Here is a 17,502-nt window from a genome sequence, read left to right as displayed (position 1 = left end):
AAAAGACTCTTGTATGACATTAAGCGCTTTTGAATGATTAAACAATGAATGAGCAACACAAAGAATAGGAACCTTGTATGAAAAAAATCATAGCTGGATCGCACCTTGTTAAAGCCGCTTTGATTGGTACTATGGCAGTCGCTACTCTATCTGTCGTCGGCTGTGCAACGAAGCCCACGTATCAGTCAGCAAACCAAGCAGGTCCTAAGATTATTACTAACGCGCAAGGCGTCCCTAACTATCACCGTGTACAACGCGGCGATACGGTCAGCCAGATTGCAGCGCGCTATCGTCTGAACTACCGTCAAATCGGAGCGATGAATAATCTAGATAGTAAATATACCATCTATAGTGGCCAATGGCTCAAACTATGGCAAGGCAATGCGGCCACCACTGCAAGTAACAATAGCTACAGTGCTCCAGTTCAAACGCAACCAACTTATACGCCACCTGTGACCCAATCTCAAACACCAGCGTATGAAGCCACTGCCAACTCGACCTCTGGTTATGATTATCCTACGCGCAACCCAGTAACTCGTAACATTGACCCTGCTGCAGGCAATATGGGAATGTGGTTTGCGGGTAAAGTTGGTGATCCAGTACTTGCCAGCCAATCAGGAACTGTGCTTTACTCAGGCAACGGTCTGCCAGAGTATGGCAATCTAATTATGATTCGTCATAGTGATAACTACATCACAGCCTACGCGCACAATAGCCAATTATTGGTGCAAGAGGGTGATACAGTACAGCGTGGCCAACGCATTGCCAGTATGGGCAGCAGTGGTCAGACCAATGAGGTAGGCTTAGAGTTTCAGGTTCGCTTAAATGGTAATCCTATTGACCCACGTAGCGTACTTGGGCGTTAGACTTAAATAATAGCTACGGATAGCTTGGCCACTGTGCGCCATTTTATTTATTCATGTTTGAGATTTTTTATGAGATTAAAAAAGCAATACCTCACCTTTGTGCCAGCGTTAGTGATGGTCGGGTGTACAAGCCAGCAGGCAATGCAAAGTAAGCCTGTTCGTCAAGGCGGCGTTGAGATTACTCAAACTCAAACCGTTCAGGTCAAACCAACACCTGCGCCAGTCGTAAAACCGCAGCCTGCGCCAAAGCCTAGCTACAGTAGCTTTTCTGATTGGAAGTCAGACTTTTCTATGCGTGCAATATCATCAGGCTATGATGCCCAAGTGATTGGTCGATTGCTTGACTCTGCTTATCTAAATCAGCAAGTCATCTCATTAGATTCAGGTCAGCCCGAATTTTCTAAGATGCCGTGGGAATACGTAGATTCTGCGGTATCAAGTGGACGCGTCAGTGTAGGGAAGCGCAAATTTGCTGAGCAGCGTGCTTATTTGTCTCAGCTAGAGTCTCAGTATGGGGTTAATGCAGAGATTATCGCTGCGATATGGGGCATGGAGTCATCGTATGGTGCTGTGACGGGCAATAGCGATTTGCCAAGCTCGCTTGCCAGCCTTGCTTATGACGGTCGTCGTCAAGAATTCGCGGAAACGCAGTTGCTATCGTTAGCGACACTGCTACAACGCGGTGACGTATCATGGTCACAGCTGGATGGTTCTTGGGCAGGCGGTATGGGACAAACCCAGTTTATCCCTGAGACTTGGCTCAAACAAGGGGTCGATGGTGATGGTAATGGGCATCGTAATCCATGGGCCACTGGTGATGCACTAGCTTCGACGGCGAACTATCTTAGTAACTCAGGTTGGGTTCGTGGCTTAGCGCCTTTTTATGAAGCAACGGTGCCAGCCTCGTTTGATTACTCAGTGGTTGGTAGTAAACAACCTGCTGCTAGATGGGCTGCGATGGGCGTCGATACGATAGCGGACGTTTACTTAGATGCCAATACTCAGATGGAGCTATGGTTACCCGCTGGTAAAGACGGTCCAGTCTTATTGCTAAGCCCAAACTTTGATGTGATCAAAGTCTATAACAACTCATCAAGCTATGCATTAGGTGTTAGTCTGCTAGGCAAAACGATTAATGGACAAAGCGGTTTGCAAAAAGCTTGGCCTCGTTATGAGCGTCCATTATCGACTACGCAAGTGACTAACCTACAGCGTCGGTTGACTAGTATGGGTTATGATACCAAAGGTGCTGATGGTATCGTGGGTACCAATACTCGTATGGCGTTCCAGCGCTGGCAAGCAGATAACGGCCAAACACCAGATGGCTTCATTACTCAAAACAGTGCGTCTTTATTGGCTGGATGGTGAGGTAAACTGACGGTATTTATACACTGTATAAAAGTGGCTCTTTTTAATCGTACTTAGCCATTATGAATTAGTCACTAGTCATCAAACGATAATTTACTTTGTTCTACAAAAAGCACCTTGCCAAGGTGCTTTTTTTGTCTCAATCTATGTCTGATTTTGCTGACGTCTTTAACACCATTGACAATGCAACAAATATCAAATATTAAGACCAGTGTAATCTGGCTTTATTCAAAACTTATCAGGACAAGGTTAATACAAGAAAGTTGATACTTTGAATGATAGACTCTAGATAATGTGTTTTTTAACGATGACTTTTACTCAGAGTTTTAAGTGACAGTTTTTAATGACCATTTTTAATAACAGTTTCGATTATAAATAATTAGAACGACAGAAAGAGCGTGACCTTATGATTACCATGGAAGAACTACAAGCTGCGATACAGCAACGGATAGATAATTATCATATTACTGACTTTCCACTACAAAAAAGAGCCGTTAACACTCTAGAGTTGCTAGACAGTCTAAATCATATACTGGCTCAAGATATTGCTTCGCCTTTTGATGTGCCGCGACAAAACCTATCTGCAATGGATGGTTATGCGATTGCCAAAGGTAGTGAGTTATCAGAAAGCAGTACTATCGGAATCGTTGGTGAGTCGCAAGCTGGTAGTGCTTATACTGGTAAGACAGCGGCAGGGCAAGGGGTACGGATTTTTACGGGTGCAGTCGTGCCAGATTGCTGTGATACGGTCATTATGCAAGAGAATACAAATTTTGCAGATATCAGAGCAACCGTTGATAAATCTCGACCTTACAAAATTACGCTCACGCAAACTGCCAAAGTTGATGATAATATCCGCTCGCAAGGTGAAGAAATTGAGTCCGGTGAAGCCGTTTTGAAAATCGGTAAACGACTCAATTCTGCAGATATTAGCTTACTCGCCAACCTTGGTATTAGCCAAGTAAACGTGTTCCAGCCGCTCGTTGTAGGCGTGTTGGCAACAGGTGATGAGCTCGTGGCTATTGGCAATGAGCTGCAAAGTCTAGCCCAAATATATAACTCTAATACTCCGACGCTCAAAAGCTTGCTATCAGATCTGCCTATCACTATTCGTGATTATGGCATTATCCCTGATAACCTAGAGCAGACAACTATCGCAGTCAATGAGGCCATGCAGGACTGTGATGTGCTGATATCGACAGCAGGTGTCTCAGTTGGTGACTATGATTTTTTGACCACGGTGATCGAAACATTAGGTCAAATTAACCATTATAAAGTAGCGATGAAGCCTGGTAAGCCCTTTGTATTTGGTGAATTGAATAAAAATCTCGATAAGCCAGTACTGTATTTTGGCCTACCGGGCAATCCGCTTTCTACGGTCGTGGGTACGCTACAGTTTGTGATTCCTGCATTGTGGCAAATGTCAGGTGCTAGCGTATCAGAGCAGCCGATGCCGCTAACGATCAAAGCCAAACTTATCAGTGATATCAGAAAATCTCCCGGTCGCAAAGACTTTCAGCGTGGCGTACTGTCACGAGATGAGACAGGTCATTATCAAGTTGAGTGTTTCTCAAGACAGCAGTCACATAGAATCAAACAGCTGAGCCGCGCCAATTGCTTTATTGTATTGGACAAAGACAGTGGGAACGTAGGAGCTGGTAGTGATGTCGTTGTACAACCGTTTCCTTGGCTACATCGCTAATTCATCGTTTGCCAATTTATTGTAAGGTGGTCGCATAAAGCTAAAGAGCAACCCTATAACCTTACACTGGTATGCTAAACACGAATAACAAAGTAGTGCTTATAGTAAGCAGTACTGATGGCAGTAACATATGATTGATGACAACATAGATGACAAACACAAAATAGACAGCCCGCAACTGTATTCACCGAGCTTGGCACCGGCATTGTCTGATGGCTACATAGAGCCTTCCTTAGTCGTGCCCACTGAGCAGATGAGTGACTATCACCAACCGCTAACCGATGGGTTTGCACGGCGCCTGACTTACTTGCGTCTGTCTATTACTGACTTTTGTAATTTTCGCTGTGAGTATTGCCTGCCAAATGGTTATCAAGGTAAGCGCTCTGATGATGAGCTGAGTATCTCTGAAATTGCAACTTTGGTGCGCGGCTTTGCTCAAGTAGGTACCAAAAAAGTTAGAATTACGGGTGGTGAGCCCTCTATTCGTCGTGATGTTGTCGAAATCATCGAAACGATTAAGCAGACTGACGGTATTGAGACAGTTGCGATGACCAGTAACGGTTATAAATTGGGTAAACATATAGCCAACTGGCAAGCGGCTGGACTTGATCAGCTCAATATCAGTATGGACAGTTTTGATGCCGCTACTTTTCATAAAATGACAGGCTTTGATACCTTGCCGCAGATATTGGCTGACATGGATACGTTGTTAGAAACGACTGATATCAAACTCAAAATAAATAGTGTCTTAATGGCAGAGACTGCTTTTGAGAACTTAATCACGGCGATCGACTATGTCAAAGACAGACAAGTGACTTACCGCTTTATCGAATTTATGCAGACCAGTGATAATAGCGATTTGTTTTTTGCTCAGCATGCTCAGTCTGATATTATCACTGATTACCTGTTAGAAAATGGTTGGCAGCCGCACGAGCGCGGTAGTGCCGATGGTCCAGCAGTAGAGTACAGCCACCCTGAATATGTCGGTCGTATCGGTATGATTGCCCCATATGCGGCGCACTTCTGTGATACCTGTAACCGCTTGCGCGTAAGCAGCCAAGGCAAGGTGCATTTGTGTCTGTTTGACCAAGGCAACTACGATATCCGTCCATACTTACAGCAAGACGATATCCAAGGACTGGTAAACACTTTACATAGCTTTATGCCAATCAAGCCTGAGCATCATCATCTGCATGACTCTAACAGTGGCATCATGCACAATCTATCGATAATCGGTGGTTAAGATATTCCAAGTCTACAATCATGACGCTGATAGAGACTGTTTTTCAATGCAATCTTTTTTAACATAGCTTTTTTTGATACAACCGCTTTTTAATACAATTATAAAATGACATCTATAAAGGATTATTTATGAGTAAGCCTGCTGCACAATTTACACCGCTTAATATTGCTGTATTGACTGTTTCCGATAGCCGTACGCTGGCAGAAGATACGTCAGGCCAGTATTTAGTAGATAGCTTGACCGAAGCAGGGCATCATTTAGCAGATCGTCAATTAATCACCGACGATATTTACCAGATTCGCGCAGTCATTAGTGGCTGGATTGCTAGTCCAGACGTTCATGCGGTTATTACCACTGGTGGTACAGGGTTCTTCATCAGAGATAGCATGCCAGAAGCTGTGAGTGTGCTGTTTGACAAATCAATCGATGGCTTTGGTGAAATGTTCCGTTTAATCTCAAAAGATGAAATCGGTATGTCTACCGTACAATCGCGAGCAGTTGCTGGCATGGCCAACGGTACGGGTATATTCTGTCTACCAGGTTCTTCTGGTGCTTGCCGTACGGGTTGGGAAAATATATTAAAGGATCAGTTTGACAGTCGTACTCGTCCGTGCAATTTTGTACCGCATTTTTTGGCACAAAACCCCAGCCATGATTGAGTTATAAATAATTGAGCTATGAGTGATATACAGTCAAGTCTGACAGGTAATGGCATAGTGACAGATTGCTCAAATAATCTGGATGTTTTGGCAGGCGTGGTTATCTTGGCAGGCGGTGCATCTAGACGTATGGGAACGGCTAAGGCTATGTTGACGCTACCGTCAGGCGAGCAGCTGTTAGATTATCATGTTCGCCATGCGAGTAAGTTACCGGTTCCTATATTGGTTGCAGATAACGGTTGCGGCTTTCAGACTGGTTTAGATGTCCATTCAGAAAAACCTAATGCGCCTGTTATTCACATTGCTGATTATGGTGTTGATATTGACTCTAGTGAGCATGATGAGCAGGTCAAAACTGGCGGCGCATTGGTCGCTATTGAATCAGCACTGCAAACACTGCTCAGCTTGCACGATTTATATGAATCAAAGAACAAGAATAAATTATGGTTACTGGTTATTAGCTGTGATAGCTTAATACCAGCAACTGACTTGTGGCAGAAATTACAATGTGAAATAAGCCTTGCTACCGATAAAAAAATAATTTGCTTAAAAGATGACGGTCATTTGTATCCACTATTAGGACTGTATCAGCTAAGCATCGAGCCTGATTTGAAGGCCTATATAGATAGCGGACAGCGTAGAGTGATGCAGTTTATTCAACCTTTTGTACACTCCGTACCATTTAGCGAAGAGTGGCAAAATCTAACCAACTTTAATACGCCTGAAGAGTTTAAGCAGGCATGTGCTGCTCTACCAAAATAATAAAAATATCACATAAGAAAGGTTATATAAATGAGTGACAGCGTTCAGATAAATCAGCAATCTACTTTATCTCACTTAGATAGTGATGGTGATATTACCATGGTCGATGTCAGTGGTAAGACAGCAACGACGCGAGAAGCCAATGCCACTGGACAAGTACGCTTTCCTAATGAGATTTATGCGCAGATTAAAGCGGCTGATGGGATGACCAAAAAAGGCAGCATCACGCAAACAGCTCATATCGCTGGTATCATGGCGGCCAAACGCACTCATGATCTGATACCGCTTTGTCATCCACTACCGCTAGATAAAATAGGCTTGAGCTTTGAGTACAACGATGCACTTAGTAGTATTGTGGTAAGCGCTACTGTCAAAGTCACGCATAAAACAGGCGTAGAGATGGAAGCGTTAACCGCTGTGAGTGTTGCCTGTTTGACTATCTATGATATGACCAAAGCACTATCGCATGATATCGTTATAGATGATATTCATTTGGTCAAAAAGACAGGTGGCAAGTCAGACTATAGTCATGCTTAAAGTAATAACACTGCAGAGTGCGTCATCAATTAATAAAAATATGCTAAGTGCCAAGCAAGGAAGCTTGCATAAGAGGGAGAGGTTTATGAGTGCTATCGATGTGACAGCTGATATCGAATCAACGATGAATATTAATGTCATGTATTTTGCCAGTTTGGCTGACGAGGCCAATTGTCAGCAAGAGACAGTAAGCGTGCAGCAGGATACGTCATTGACTGAATTATACGAACAGCTTAGTCAAAAGCATCGCTTTAGCCGTCCGCATTCGGAGCTACGCGTTGCAGTAAATGACTACTTTGCTAAATGGACTGACCAGATAAATGATGGTGATAGCGTAGTTTTCATCACGCCAGTCGCTGGTGGTTAGACAAGCATTTATTAGTGTCCATTTTATCAGTGGCTATTTAGCAGCTATAAAGAAAAAATAATAAATAGAGAAGAAAAATGACCGACAACGTCCACGATCATTCAATGAGCATCAAACGTAGTGCTGACGAGGCTTACCTTATCGCTGAGCGTGATGGTTTTGCGCTACTAGATATTGCGATTGACGAAGATAGGCTAAAAAGTACGTTAGATAATGACAGCTGCGGCGCGTTTGTTTGTTTTGAAGGGCGAGTGCGTAATCATAATAACGCTACGAGCGTTGATCGTCTTACCTATTATGGGTATGAGGATTTGGCCATCAATCAAGGTCGCACCATTGTAGAAGAAGCCAAAAAGCGTTTTGAAATTACGCATGCTATTGCGATACATCGTATCGGTGCGCTAGAAATTGGCGATGTAGCTGTGTGGGTTGGGGTAGTGTCAGCGCATCGTTATCCAGCATTTGATGCTTGTCGCTGGATATTAGATACCATCAAAGCGGATATTCCTGTGTGGAAGCAAGAATACTACGAAGACGACTCGTCTAAATGGCTCAGTAATAATGGTTAAGTCATTAGTTACTGTCTGTGTATCTGCTTGTCTGCTATTGTCACTAAATGCTTGTACGCAAGACAAAGACGCCAATATGGCGCTTGCTTCTGATAAAGTTGAACCAGCTCAAACATTGCGTATCGCTGCGGCTGCTAACTTATCTGATGTACTCCATCATATCATTGATAGCTATAAGGCTGATAACAGCTCATCTGCCCAAAATATCTCAGGTATTTCAGATATTGAAGTTACTTATGCATCTTCTGGTAAGTTATATGCGCAAATCAAAGCAGGGGCACCGTATGATATTTTCTTGTCTGCCAATCAAGATTTTCCTGCTAAATTGGCTGATGAAAATTTAGCTGATACTACTAATGAAGAGCGTAAATTAACCAAGCCTTTTACGTATACCAGAGGTCAATTGGCACTCTATAGTGTCATCAAACCTTTAAACGATTTTACGCCAACGTCGCTGGATGATGTGTTTACCGGTGCTGACTTTACTCAGGACAGCAAGGTAGCTATTGCGAACCCTAACCTTGCTCCTTACGGCGCCGCGGCAAAAGCTTATCTACAGTCACAAAGTATGTATGACACGTTAAGTGCTCAAAAGCGTCTGATACAAGCAGAGAATATTGGTCAAGCATTTCAATATGCGCATACGGGTAGTGTGGACTATGGGTTTGTAGCACAGTCTCAGCTTGTTGCGATTAAAGCCAAGCCTGAGCAGTTTATTACCTTATTACCAGCGTCTTATCCAGCTATCTTACAAGATGGGATAATCGTTAATAACACCGCCCCAGCAGCAGACTTCACCGACTATCTGCGCTCAAAAGCAGGGCAGCAGCACTTCTTGCAAGCAGGCTATCTGGCCGTCCAGTAATACGTTAGACTAACCCCTCTCATCATAGAACGAGCAGTGACATTATATGATCGACCAGTCTCTTATGTCAGATATGCTCAGTCCATTTTGGGTGAGCATCAAGCTCGCTTGCGTGACTACCTTATGCTTATTATTATTTGCAACGCCTATCGCTTATTGGTTGGCTAAGCCGAGCCGCATAAAAGTAATAGGACGTCTTAAGGTACTGCTCATGGGCATCATTGCGATGCCTCTGGTGCTACCACCTACCGTGATTGGTTTTTATCTATTGTTATTGCTCAGTCCTAGTGTGGGTATCGGTAAGTGGTTGAGCGAACATAATATTAGCCCATTGGTTTTCACCTTTGAAGGTCTGGTCATTGGTTCCATTATTTACTCGTTACCGTTCTATATACAGCCTGTCTATGCACAGTTTCTGCGTATTCCACAAAGTGTCACAGAAGTCGCTCATCTCCTAGAACCAAGTCGTATACGACGGTTTATGAAAGTGGCCTTACCGCAAGCGCGTGTTGGTATCATTTTGGGGAGTTTGGTGAGCTTTGCTCATACCATTGGGGAGTTTGGGGTGGTACTGATGATAGGCGGCAGCATCTCAGGTGAGACTAAGGTGGTATCGATTGCTATATATGAGCAAGTAGAAGCGCTCAACTATGAGGCGGCGCACATGATGTCTGGTATTTTGATTATTATGGGTGTAGTGATGGTAGCGTTAATCGCTAGCGTAAGCCGAATAAGTCAACGTCCATAGCACTGGAACATTTGTATGCGAGTTAAGGAGTGTTAGGTAGCATAGTAGCTATATAAACAATGTCTAAACAAAATACGCAGACACAAAAAAACCTCAAACAATCTAATGCTTGAGGCGAAACTTGCTTAAACTCAAAGGTTTAAATTCGTTTTAAATATGGCGCAGCGGACGGGACTCGAACCCGCGACCCCCGGCGTGACAGGCCGGTATTCTAACCAACTGAACTACCGCTGCTTAGGTCTCTTAGCTTGTTTAGCCACTTGCTAAGAAGTGGTGGGTGATGACGGATTCGAACCGCCGACATTCTGCGTGTAAGGCAGACGCTCTACCAACTGAGCTAATCACCCTTCGAACAATTGCTAGGCAATTTATTCAACATTAACTGAGCTCTTAAGTTTGTCACTAAGCTCCGTTGCTGTGGGAGTGTATTATATAGATTTACAGTTGGGTGTCAAATATTATTTTAATATTTTTAGAAAATAATTATAAATTGGACTTGTAATCTATCAAAAATAGCACTCAAAGCCATGTATTATATAGCATTTATAAAAAAACACTTATTATCATTATTTGTTGTTTGGCGGTGAAAAGCTACTATACTATGGATGATTTGCTCGTTGAACACAGTTAATGGAGGCCAATATAAACACTTTTACTATTAAAGATACTTTTACTAGCTGGACTTGGGGAGACTTAGCGGGTCTAGGTCTGGTACTACATATTGTACTTATGATAGTAATGACGCTGCGCGTGGTTTCTGTGCAGCGCAATATTGGCGTGTCTATCGCTTGGGTGGCTGTGCTTTACACGTTACCAGTATTTGGTTTTGTGGCTTATATCCTACTCGGTGAGCCGATGATTGGACGGCGCTATCGTGAACGCGTAGACCAAGCCAGCATCTTGATGAATGATATGGCAAGGCGTGAGCATCTGATTTTTGACAAAGGGCAGGACTTATTACCAGCCAACTACCGCGGTGTTAGCCAAATAGGAACGCGCTGGACAGGGTTTGGCGTATTTCCCAATCATCAAATGCAGCTGTTGACGGATCCCGCTTCTATTTTCCAGCGTCTGATTGAAGATATCCATGCCGCCCAGCGTATTGTCCTCATGGAATTTTATATTGTCTATCCAAAAGGACAGGTGTTAGAAGTCATAGAAGCGCTGTCTGTAGCGGCTCAGCGCGGCGTAGAGTGTCATATATTGGCTGATAGTGTGGGCAGCTTTAGCTTTATTAATAGTAGCGTGCACCGCAAATTAGAAAAAGCAGGGGTTTATGTCCATCAGTCATTGCCAGTAGGGTTGTTTAAGACATTATTTAAACGTTCTGATTTGCGCAATCATCGTAAAATGGTGGTTATCGATGAACATATTGGCTATATCGGCAGCTTCAATCTGGTTGATCCAAGGTTTTTTAAGCAAAATAAAAATGTCGGTCAATGGGTTGATGTGGCGCTACGAACGACTAGCCAGCACTCGATTAGTATTAATACAGCGATGGCTAAGGTGATTGTTACCGACATCGGTGCTGAAAGTAATGACAATCTTGCTGAACTGCATCAGCGGGTGAATAACTATACCCGTAAATTATATGTGATGCATCCGACCATCAATGATCTAAATAGCCGGGTGAAAGTATTAACGGATACGGTTGATGATAATGAGCAGCCAGATATAGGCGCCACCTCGATTGTCGTACCAAAGATGCCTGTCGTGGATAAGGTCTTGGCGCAGCTAATACCTTCAGCACCGCAGCTAACGGCTCATGTGATTTACAATACGTTAGTTACCGTGATTCATCGTGCCAATAAGCGCATCCGCATTACCACGCCTTACTTTGTCCCTGATGAGTCCCTATCAGGTGCGCTGACGATAGCGGCTAAGCGCGGCGTTGATGTAACAATTATTGTTCCTGAAAAAGTAGACTCGTTTCTGGTACAGCACGCTTCTCAAGCTTATTATCAAGAGTTGTTGGATGCTGGAGTAACGATTGCCTTGTTTAGAGGTGGTTTGCTACACGCAAAAACAGTGGTTATCGATGATGATTATTGTTTATTTGGCACCGTCAACATTGATATGCGCAGCTTTTATCTAAATATGGAAGTCAGTTTGGCGATTTATACGCCAGAAATGGTTGCCCAAGTAGCGGACTGTCAGGAAGTCTATTTAGAAAACTGCCGAATCCTAGATAGTGATGAGTGGCAACAGCGTCACGGATCAAAACGCTTGTTTGATAATGTCGTGCGCTTGTTCAGTCCTTTATTGTAGCACTCGGATTTTTAGGGTAAGGTAATCTACCAATATCGTTCTATTGTTTTAGTAGTAGTAGCAATCTTATAGCCTATACTTTTTTGGTTTATCTATCTGCAAAGAGGTCACGTCCGTCTATGTCTGCATCACCTTTAACACCACTGGACTATATTGCAGAAGGCTATTGGCAAGACTTCTTGGCTGGGCGTCCTATTGCAGGCGGTATCGCCTACGAAACTGAGCTGCGTGCTTGTACGCTAGACGAGTCGCTTGAGAGTTTACAGCGTATCGATACGCTATTGTCCCAAGTGCGCCGAGATATGATCAAGAGCGGTATGTGGGATGAGATGACGCTGCTGGTCGATGAGCGCTATCGTAATTTCATGATGTTTTTGGCGTTTTATGCCGGTCGTGTATTGGCGCAGCAGTGGCAAAGCAAGCCACATTGGTATGGTCAGTTTGAGCTGCGTAAACGTTACCCTGAGCTAACGTTGATCACCGATGATTTTTATCAGCATATGGCTGTTGGTTATGATAATGGTGGGGTTAAAGAGCGCTTATTTTTTGCACTAGAGCCAATAGGGCTGCGTCTGTTTGGTCATATTGATCGGCAGTTTGACGCAGTACAAGGCGGGCAAGTAGATAGTGGGTTATATCAAGCGGTTAGCCTTAGACTACCAACTATTTTAAGTAACGACGTTCATTCAGTGTCCGAATTAACAGCGCACAAAGCAATAACGCACAAAGCAACCACTCATCAAGTCACTGATAGCATCGCTCCGAGCGCAGATTCAAATATGCATGTCAGTACTAGCCAATCGAGTGAGCTTCTGGAAAAGCAAGAAGAAGTATCGATAGGAGCTGAGCGTAACCAAGCCAATATAGTTGTAACTGATAGTGAAAGTCTCGCAGCTCCATCTGCTATGTCTGACACTGTACCTGAGTTGCAAGCAAGCGTAGTACCTCCTGAGTCTGAGAGTCCAATAAAGCCTGAGCTGACTAAAGTAATGAAGCCAACAGCCAAGCCTACGTCATCTGTAAAGAATACATCAACGCCAGAGATGTTTACGCAACTGCTTATAGAATTAGATGAGATAACGGTGCCACAACCAACTGGTGATGTCCAGTATCTGCAAGCACGTAAAGTACTGGATCAGTTCGAGCAGCATATTGCCAAGCAGAACAAGCCTCGTCGCCAAGTTATATTTTCAAATGATCACATCGCGGCAAAAAACAAAGCGCTTCTAATACTACAAGCGGCTGCTGAAAATGGTAATACAGCGGCTATGCTACGTTTGGCCATGTATGAATTGTTAGGTGAAAGTTTGACAGCGGACAGTGTCAATCAAAAAAAATCTGGCGTAGATTGGGTTAATCAAGCCGCCAGTAAAAATGACAGCCGTGCTCAGCGTCTACTCAGTAAAATGTATTACCAAGGAGTAGGGGTATCCCAAGATATAGATAGCGGTAAATACTGGTTAGAGCAAGCAGCGGATAATGGTCATGCAGAAGCGGCCAATCTGGTCAAGCAATGGCAGCAAGCAGAAATGCTGCTGACCACACAGAAGCAAGAGCAGTACAGCACCAAGCGTTATCAGCTGTTAATTGGCGCAATCATCGCAGTCGCTTTATTGATAATAGTCATTATCTAACAATCATTATCTAATAACTATTTACTCAGTAACTTTTTAAAAGCTTATTGTTACAGCTTAAATTCAGGTAGAATTGGCGCGCTTTACCTTTACCCTTTTATTGTTTGATTCATAACTAATTTGGGCTGTTCCATGCCATCATCTAATACTTCGTCTGACCACTCTGCAAATCCAATTGACCCTGTATCATCGCCTAGTCGTGCGGTACACGAGACACCTTTATACTATCAGTCTCTTATTGGGCTGCTAAAGCCACTATATCGTCTGCAAGTATGGCGTCGATCTCATAAAAACGACAATTATCAGCAGGAAATCGATCAGCGTTTCGGTAAGCAGTATCCACCGCGTCCAGTGGTCAATGCTGATATCGATAAAGGGGTGATTTGGTGCCACGCAGTCTCATTAGGCGAGACCAATACGGTCGCGCCTTTACTAGATATGTTATTGGCTAATGGCTATCAGATATGGTTGACCAATACGACTCAGACAGGTTTTGCTCGTGGCGCCAGTCGTTTCGCAGAACAGATAGCTCAAGGTCAGATGAGTCATAGCTATGTGCCAGTCGACAGCCCTGCTGTTATCGAGACTTTCTTAACGCATGTACAGCCTATCGCTGCACTGTTTGTAGAAACAGAGCTATGGGCAAATATCTTGACCAAATTATCCCAGCACTGTATTCCAAGTATCCTAGTCAACGGTCGACTATCTGCTTCTTCTTTTCAGAGCTATCAAAAAATTGGTGCAGTTAGCGCCAGCATGATGAAAAACCTTTCCTTAATAATTGCGCAAGACAGCGACTCTGCTAAACGCTTTAGGCAACTAGGGGCTAGTAGCGCCCAAATTCGCGTGGCAGGCTCATTAAAGTGGGTAATCAATGCGTCCAAAACTGATGACCAAGCGGTAGAAGATAACCGTATTTATAGTAAGAAAGCTGATCTGCGAGCAGATTTTGGTATAGCAGATCGTCCTGTGTGGGTAGCTGCGAGTACTCATGATGGCGAAGAGGCAGCAGCGTTGTCATTGCAGCAGCAACTACTGTCTCAAGCCACATTAGCAGATACATTGCTTGTTATTGTCCCTAGACATCCTGAGCGTTTTGACGCAGTAGCAGAACTCATTCAGAAAACTGGGTTAAATATGGCTCGGCGCAGTGATGGAGACGTGATTGATGCAGATACGCAAGTCTATCTAGCAGACAGCATGGGTGAGATGATGACTTGGTATACATTGGCAAATGTAGCGTTTGTGGGTGGCTCGCTGGTAGATATTGGTGGGCATAATCCAGTAGAGCCTGCAAGTGTGGCCACGCCTGTACTGATGGGGCGTTATACTCAGTCTTGCCAAAGCGTGATAGACAAATTGGCTAGCGTAGGCGCTTTATATCAGCCAAGTAATGATTTTTATTGTCAAATCGAGTCAAATCGCGCAAGTAGTACAGATGCACAGATAGTCAGTGATGATCAGTTAAAGGCGAACAAAAAAACTTCTCGTAAGAAAACAGCTTATAACCGTGAAGACGCTGTGAGTATCTATACGCAGTTGGCGACTTGGCTGAGCAATTTGTCATTGGCTGCAGAGGCAGGGCAGGCTGGCGAGCAAATGACGATACAGCAGCAAGCGGTATTGACCCGCCAATTTACTATGATTGAAGACGCAATCGAGATGTCTTCTAACCAAGATAGCTTATGAACTGTATATTATTGCCCGCTGAAAATTTCTCAGCAAACGCAGCAAAAATCGATGCCTTGTCTCAAGTCAGCCATGTGACTAAAGTGCTAGACGCAAAAGTCGGTGATACGCTTAAAATTGGCCAAATAGGCGGTAACCTTGGTACGGCTGTTATCGAAGATATTACCTCTGACAGCATTCAGCTAGGTAACGTCCAGCTGAATACTGTGCCGCCTGCCAAATTGGATCTGACTGTTATTTTAGCGTTACCGCGTCCTAAAGTGCTACGGCGATTGATCATGGATATGACGGCGCTTGGTGTACGCGATATCATTCTTATCAATAGCTACCGTACTCAAAAAAGCTATTGGCAAAGTCCCATGCTTGAGCGGATTGACGAGTTTGTATTAGAAGGTCTGCAGCAAAGCATCGATACGATCGCTCCTAGTATTACGCTACAAAAACGTTTTAAGCCATTTGTCGAAGACTCACTTGCAAGCCTAATAAGCAATCGAGCGATTGTCGCGCATCCTTATAGTCAGCAGTCATTTTCTGAGTTTTTACCACAGCAACCATCACGAGAGCTACCGAGTATAGTCTGCATAGGCGCTGAAGGTGGCTGGATCGACTATGAGATAGAACTGCTGACAGCGCAGGGTTGCACGCCTGTACATATAGGCTCTCGTATTTTGCGAACAGAAGCTGCGGTCAATGCAATCTTAGGGCAATGGTTGCTTTAGATGGACACTAAAACGCGTCGCTAGACCAAACTATTGAAAGAGCTGGTGAAAAATAGTTCTTAAAAATCAATGATAAAGACTCATCGCTGGTATATTTGTCAGTTAAACAAATGTATTGATAATTAATCTCACTTCCATTAGTATGTTGCTTTGATATATTATGGCCTGATTACTGCTAGCGCTTAGCAAGTCAGCGTTATAATCACTGTTATTTTGTCTCATCATCCGTCTTACTTTTTTTATAGCATTACTATGGGGAAAACCATGTCATTGAACGCTATCAGCGCTAATCTAACCTCTACGAAGCTTATCCTACCTGCAGCCGTATTTGGCATGATGTTGGGTTTGGCAGGTTGTAGTAATTCTTCAACCACAGAAGAGAGCGTAGAAGTAGAGTCAACAGAAACAGGTGCTGAGCAGCAAGCAGCAACTGAAGAATCTACGACTGCTGATGGTCAGACAATTACTATCTACTCATCACGTAATGAGCAGCTGATTAAGCCATTGTTAGATCGCTATACTGAGCAAACAGGCGTAAAAGTTGAACTGGTTACAGACCAAACTGGGCCTTTGATGGCGCGTCTAAAAGCTGAAGGTCAGAATACTCCAGCTGATATGCTATTGACTGTTGATGCTGGTAACTTATGGCAGGCTGCAGAGCAAGGCCTATTACAGCCAGTATCGTCTACTGTATTAGAAGCCAATGTCCCTGCAAAATACCGTGATCCAAAAGGTCAGTGGACAGGTCTGTCACTACGTGCACGTACTATCTTTTATGACCCAAGTAAAGTTACTGCCGACCAGTTATCTACTTATGCAGATTTGGCCGATCCAAAATGGAAAGGCAAACTATGCTTACGTACCTCTAAAAAGGTCTATAACCAATCGCTTGTTGCTAGCATGATGGAGCATTTGGGCGAAGAGAAGACCGAAGCAGTTATTAAAGGGTGGGTTGATAACCTAGCGACTGACGTGTTCAGTGATGACGTTGCGATGCTAGAAGCCATCGCTGCTGGTCAGTGTGAAGTCGGTATTGCTAATAGTTACTACTATGGTCGTCTATTGGACGAAAAACCAAACTTCCCTGTGAAGATATTCTGGGCAAACCAAGATACGACTGGTACGCACGTAAACATCTCAGGCGCTGGTGTGGTTGCAGGTTCAGACAATCCAGATGGTACGCTTAAACTGATAGAGTGGTTGTCATCTGATGAGGCACAAGGTCTTTATGCCAGCTCTGACAAAGAATTCCCAGTAAAAGTAGGTATCGATGAGTCAGATATGCTCAGATCATGGGGCGAGTTCAAAAAAGACGATATCAATGTACAGAAATTCGGTGAACTACAAACTCAAGCTATCCAAATGATGGATAAAGCGGGTTATAAATAAGGGATCGCCAGTAATACTGATACCAATCGCAAAATCATAACTTCGAGACAATAGTTCTTAAACAATAGCTTTTAAAGAATAGGTTCAAAGGTTAGTTATTACAGATGAGTTATTTAG

The 17,502-nt window shown here is 43.7% G+C and carries 16 protein-coding genes and 2 tRNA genes; 16 read left to right on the top strand and 2 right to left on the bottom strand.

Going from position 1 to position 17,502, the window contains the following annotated elements; translation table 11 throughout:
* Positions 1–77: 77 nt before the first annotated feature.
* The 11 genes from ACQKC9_RS05570 (at position 78) to modB (ending at position 9,686) form a co-directional block, all read left to right on the top strand.
* Positions 78–866: a peptidoglycan DD-metalloendopeptidase family protein gene (locus ACQKC9_RS05570; protein ID WP_057759055.1), complete on the top strand. Its 789-nt coding sequence runs from the start codon at positions 78–80 to the stop codon at positions 864–866.
* Between the two features lie 69 nt (positions 867–935).
* Positions 936–2,234, top strand: a complete 1,299-nt coding sequence (locus ACQKC9_RS05565; protein ID WP_427620839.1) for a lytic murein transglycosylase — start codon at positions 936–938, stop codon at positions 2,232–2,234.
* Positions 2,235–2,640: 406 nt separating this feature from the next.
* The gene (locus ACQKC9_RS05560) at positions 2,641–3,936 is read left to right on the top strand and encodes a molybdopterin molybdotransferase MoeA (RefSeq protein ID WP_427620837.1); all 1,296 of its coding nucleotides are present in this window, start codon (positions 2,641–2,643) and stop codon (positions 3,934–3,936) included.
* Between the two features lie 130 nt (positions 3,937–4,066).
* The gene (gene moaA, locus ACQKC9_RS05555) at positions 4,067–5,179 is read left to right on the top strand and encodes a GTP 3',8-cyclase MoaA (RefSeq protein ID WP_427620836.1); all 1,113 of its coding nucleotides are present in this window, start codon (positions 4,067–4,069) and stop codon (positions 5,177–5,179) included.
* A gap of 128 nt (positions 5,180–5,307) precedes the next feature.
* Positions 5,308–5,838 (top strand): molybdenum cofactor biosynthesis protein B, encoded by a 531-nt coding sequence (gene moaB / locus ACQKC9_RS05550; RefSeq protein WP_102078147.1) that lies wholly within the window; start codon positions 5,308–5,310, stop codon positions 5,836–5,838.
* Between the two features lie 18 nt (positions 5,839–5,856).
* Positions 5,857–6,600 carry a molybdenum cofactor guanylyltransferase gene (gene mobA / locus ACQKC9_RS05545; protein ID WP_427620835.1) on the top strand — a complete coding sequence of 248 codons (744 nt, stop codon included), beginning with the start codon at positions 5,857–5,859 and terminating at the stop codon, positions 6,598–6,600.
* A gap of 30 nt (positions 6,601–6,630) precedes the next feature.
* Complete coding sequence (gene moaC / locus ACQKC9_RS05540; protein WP_427620834.1) at positions 6,631–7,137, top strand: cyclic pyranopterin monophosphate synthase MoaC; 507 nt, start codon at positions 6,631–6,633, stop codon at positions 7,135–7,137.
* An 85-nt stretch (positions 7,138–7,222) separates the two neighbouring features.
* The gene (locus ACQKC9_RS05535; RefSeq protein WP_427620833.1) at positions 7,223–7,504 is read left to right on the top strand and encodes a MoaD/ThiS family protein; all 282 of its coding nucleotides are present in this window, start codon (positions 7,223–7,225) and stop codon (positions 7,502–7,504) included.
* A 77-nt stretch (positions 7,505–7,581) separates the two neighbouring features.
* The gene (locus tag ACQKC9_RS05530) at positions 7,582–8,073 is read left to right on the top strand and encodes a molybdenum cofactor biosynthesis protein MoaE (RefSeq protein WP_427620831.1); all 492 of its coding nucleotides are present in this window, start codon (positions 7,582–7,584) and stop codon (positions 8,071–8,073) included.
* Complete coding sequence (gene modA, locus ACQKC9_RS05525; RefSeq protein ID WP_427620830.1) at positions 8,066–8,938, top strand: molybdate ABC transporter substrate-binding protein; 873 nt, start codon at positions 8,066–8,068, stop codon at positions 8,936–8,938. Before ACQKC9_RS05530 ends, modA begins: the two co-directional genes overlap by 8 nt.
* Before the next feature lie 46 nt (positions 8,939–8,984).
* On the top strand, positions 8,985–9,686 hold the full coding sequence (gene modB, locus ACQKC9_RS05520; protein WP_427620829.1) for a molybdate ABC transporter permease subunit: 702 nt from the start codon (positions 8,985–8,987) through the stop codon (positions 9,684–9,686).
* Between the two features lie 157 nt (positions 9,687–9,843).
* Here modB and ACQKC9_RS05515 read toward each other — a convergent pair.
* Positions 9,844–9,920: transfer RNA gene (locus tag ACQKC9_RS05515), tRNA-Asp, on the bottom strand.
* A gap of 37 nt (positions 9,921–9,957) precedes the next feature.
* Positions 9,958–10,033 (bottom strand) — tRNA-Val (locus ACQKC9_RS05510).
* Positions 10,034–10,316: 283 nt separating this feature from the next.
* Between ACQKC9_RS05510 and ACQKC9_RS05505 the strand changes: the two genes are divergently transcribed.
* The 5 genes from ACQKC9_RS05505 to ACQKC9_RS05485 all read left to right on the top strand — a co-directional run bounded on the left by ACQKC9_RS05505 (position 10,317) and on the right by ACQKC9_RS05485 (position 17,385).
* Positions 10,317–11,954, top strand: a complete 1,638-nt coding sequence (locus ACQKC9_RS05505; protein ID WP_427620828.1) for a cardiolipin synthase — start codon at positions 10,317–10,319, stop codon at positions 11,952–11,954.
* A 119-nt stretch (positions 11,955–12,073) separates the two neighbouring features.
* Complete coding sequence (locus ACQKC9_RS05500) at positions 12,074–13,588, top strand: tetratricopeptide repeat protein (RefSeq protein WP_427620827.1); 1,515 nt, start codon at positions 12,074–12,076, stop codon at positions 13,586–13,588.
* Positions 13,589–13,720: 132 nt separating this feature from the next.
* The gene (locus ACQKC9_RS05495; protein WP_427620826.1) at positions 13,721–15,277 is read left to right on the top strand and encodes a 3-deoxy-D-manno-octulosonic acid transferase; all 1,557 of its coding nucleotides are present in this window, start codon (positions 13,721–13,723) and stop codon (positions 15,275–15,277) included.
* Positions 15,274–15,996 carry a 16S rRNA (uracil(1498)-N(3))-methyltransferase gene (locus tag ACQKC9_RS05490; RefSeq protein ID WP_427620824.1) on the top strand — a complete coding sequence of 241 codons (723 nt, stop codon included), beginning with the start codon at positions 15,274–15,276 and terminating at the stop codon, positions 15,994–15,996. The genes ACQKC9_RS05495 and ACQKC9_RS05490 overlap by 4 nt, the downstream gene beginning before the upstream one ends.
* A 264-nt stretch (positions 15,997–16,260) precedes the next feature.
* On the top strand, positions 16,261–17,385 hold the full coding sequence (locus ACQKC9_RS05485; RefSeq protein WP_427620823.1) for an extracellular solute-binding protein: 1,125 nt from the start codon (positions 16,261–16,263) through the stop codon (positions 17,383–17,385).
* Positions 17,386–17,502: the final 117 nt, after the last annotated feature.

The organism is Psychrobacter sp. NPDC078409 (genome assembly GCF_050268505.1).
Lineage (GTDB): Bacteria > Pseudomonadota > Gammaproteobacteria > Pseudomonadales > Moraxellaceae > Psychrobacter.
The sequence above is the reverse complement of the archived record's forward strand: the minus strand, read 5'-3'. Positions and strand labels throughout refer to the sequence as shown.

What these genes read in the sequence shown, in the direction of transcription:
- ACQKC9_RS05570 (WP_057759055.1), top strand. Translation starts at nt 78, where the DNA reads ATGAAAAAAATCATAGCTGGATCGCACCTTGTTAAAGCCGCTTTGATT.
- ACQKC9_RS05565 (WP_427620839.1), top strand. Translation starts at nt 936, where the DNA reads ATGAGATTAAAAAAGCAATACCTCACCTTTGTGCCAGCGTTAGTGATG.
- ACQKC9_RS05560 (WP_427620837.1), top strand. Translation starts at nt 2,641, where the DNA reads ATGATTACCATGGAAGAACTACAAGCTGCGATACAGCAACGGATAGAT.
- moaA (WP_427620836.1), top strand. Translation starts at nt 4,067, where the DNA reads ATGATTGATGACAACATAGATGACAAACACAAAATAGACAGCCCGCAA.
- moaB (WP_102078147.1), top strand. Translation starts at nt 5,308, where the DNA reads ATGAGTAAGCCTGCTGCACAATTTACACCGCTTAATATTGCTGTATTG.
- mobA (WP_427620835.1), top strand. Translation starts at nt 5,857, where the DNA reads ATGAGTGATATACAGTCAAGTCTGACAGGTAATGGCATAGTGACAGAT.
- moaC (WP_427620834.1), top strand. Translation starts at nt 6,631, where the DNA reads ATGAGTGACAGCGTTCAGATAAATCAGCAATCTACTTTATCTCACTTA.
- ACQKC9_RS05535 (WP_427620833.1), top strand. Translation starts at nt 7,223, where the DNA reads ATGAGTGCTATCGATGTGACAGCTGATATCGAATCAACGATGAATATT.
- ACQKC9_RS05530 (WP_427620831.1), top strand. Translation starts at nt 7,582, where the DNA reads ATGACCGACAACGTCCACGATCATTCAATGAGCATCAAACGTAGTGCT.
- modA (WP_427620830.1), top strand. Translation starts at nt 8,066, where the DNA reads ATGGTTAAGTCATTAGTTACTGTCTGTGTATCTGCTTGTCTGCTATTG.
- modB (WP_427620829.1), top strand. Translation starts at nt 8,985, where the DNA reads ATGATCGACCAGTCTCTTATGTCAGATATGCTCAGTCCATTTTGGGTG.
- ACQKC9_RS05505 (WP_427620828.1), top strand. Translation starts at nt 10,317, where the DNA reads ATGGAGGCCAATATAAACACTTTTACTATTAAAGATACTTTTACTAGC.
- ACQKC9_RS05500 (WP_427620827.1), top strand. Translation starts at nt 12,074, where the DNA reads ATGTCTGCATCACCTTTAACACCACTGGACTATATTGCAGAAGGCTAT.
- ACQKC9_RS05495 (WP_427620826.1), top strand. Translation starts at nt 13,721, where the DNA reads ATGCCATCATCTAATACTTCGTCTGACCACTCTGCAAATCCAATTGAC.
- ACQKC9_RS05490 (WP_427620824.1), top strand. Translation starts at nt 15,274, where the DNA reads ATGAACTGTATATTATTGCCCGCTGAAAATTTCTCAGCAAACGCAGCA.
- ACQKC9_RS05485 (WP_427620823.1), top strand. Translation starts at nt 16,261, where the DNA reads ATGTCATTGAACGCTATCAGCGCTAATCTAACCTCTACGAAGCTTATC.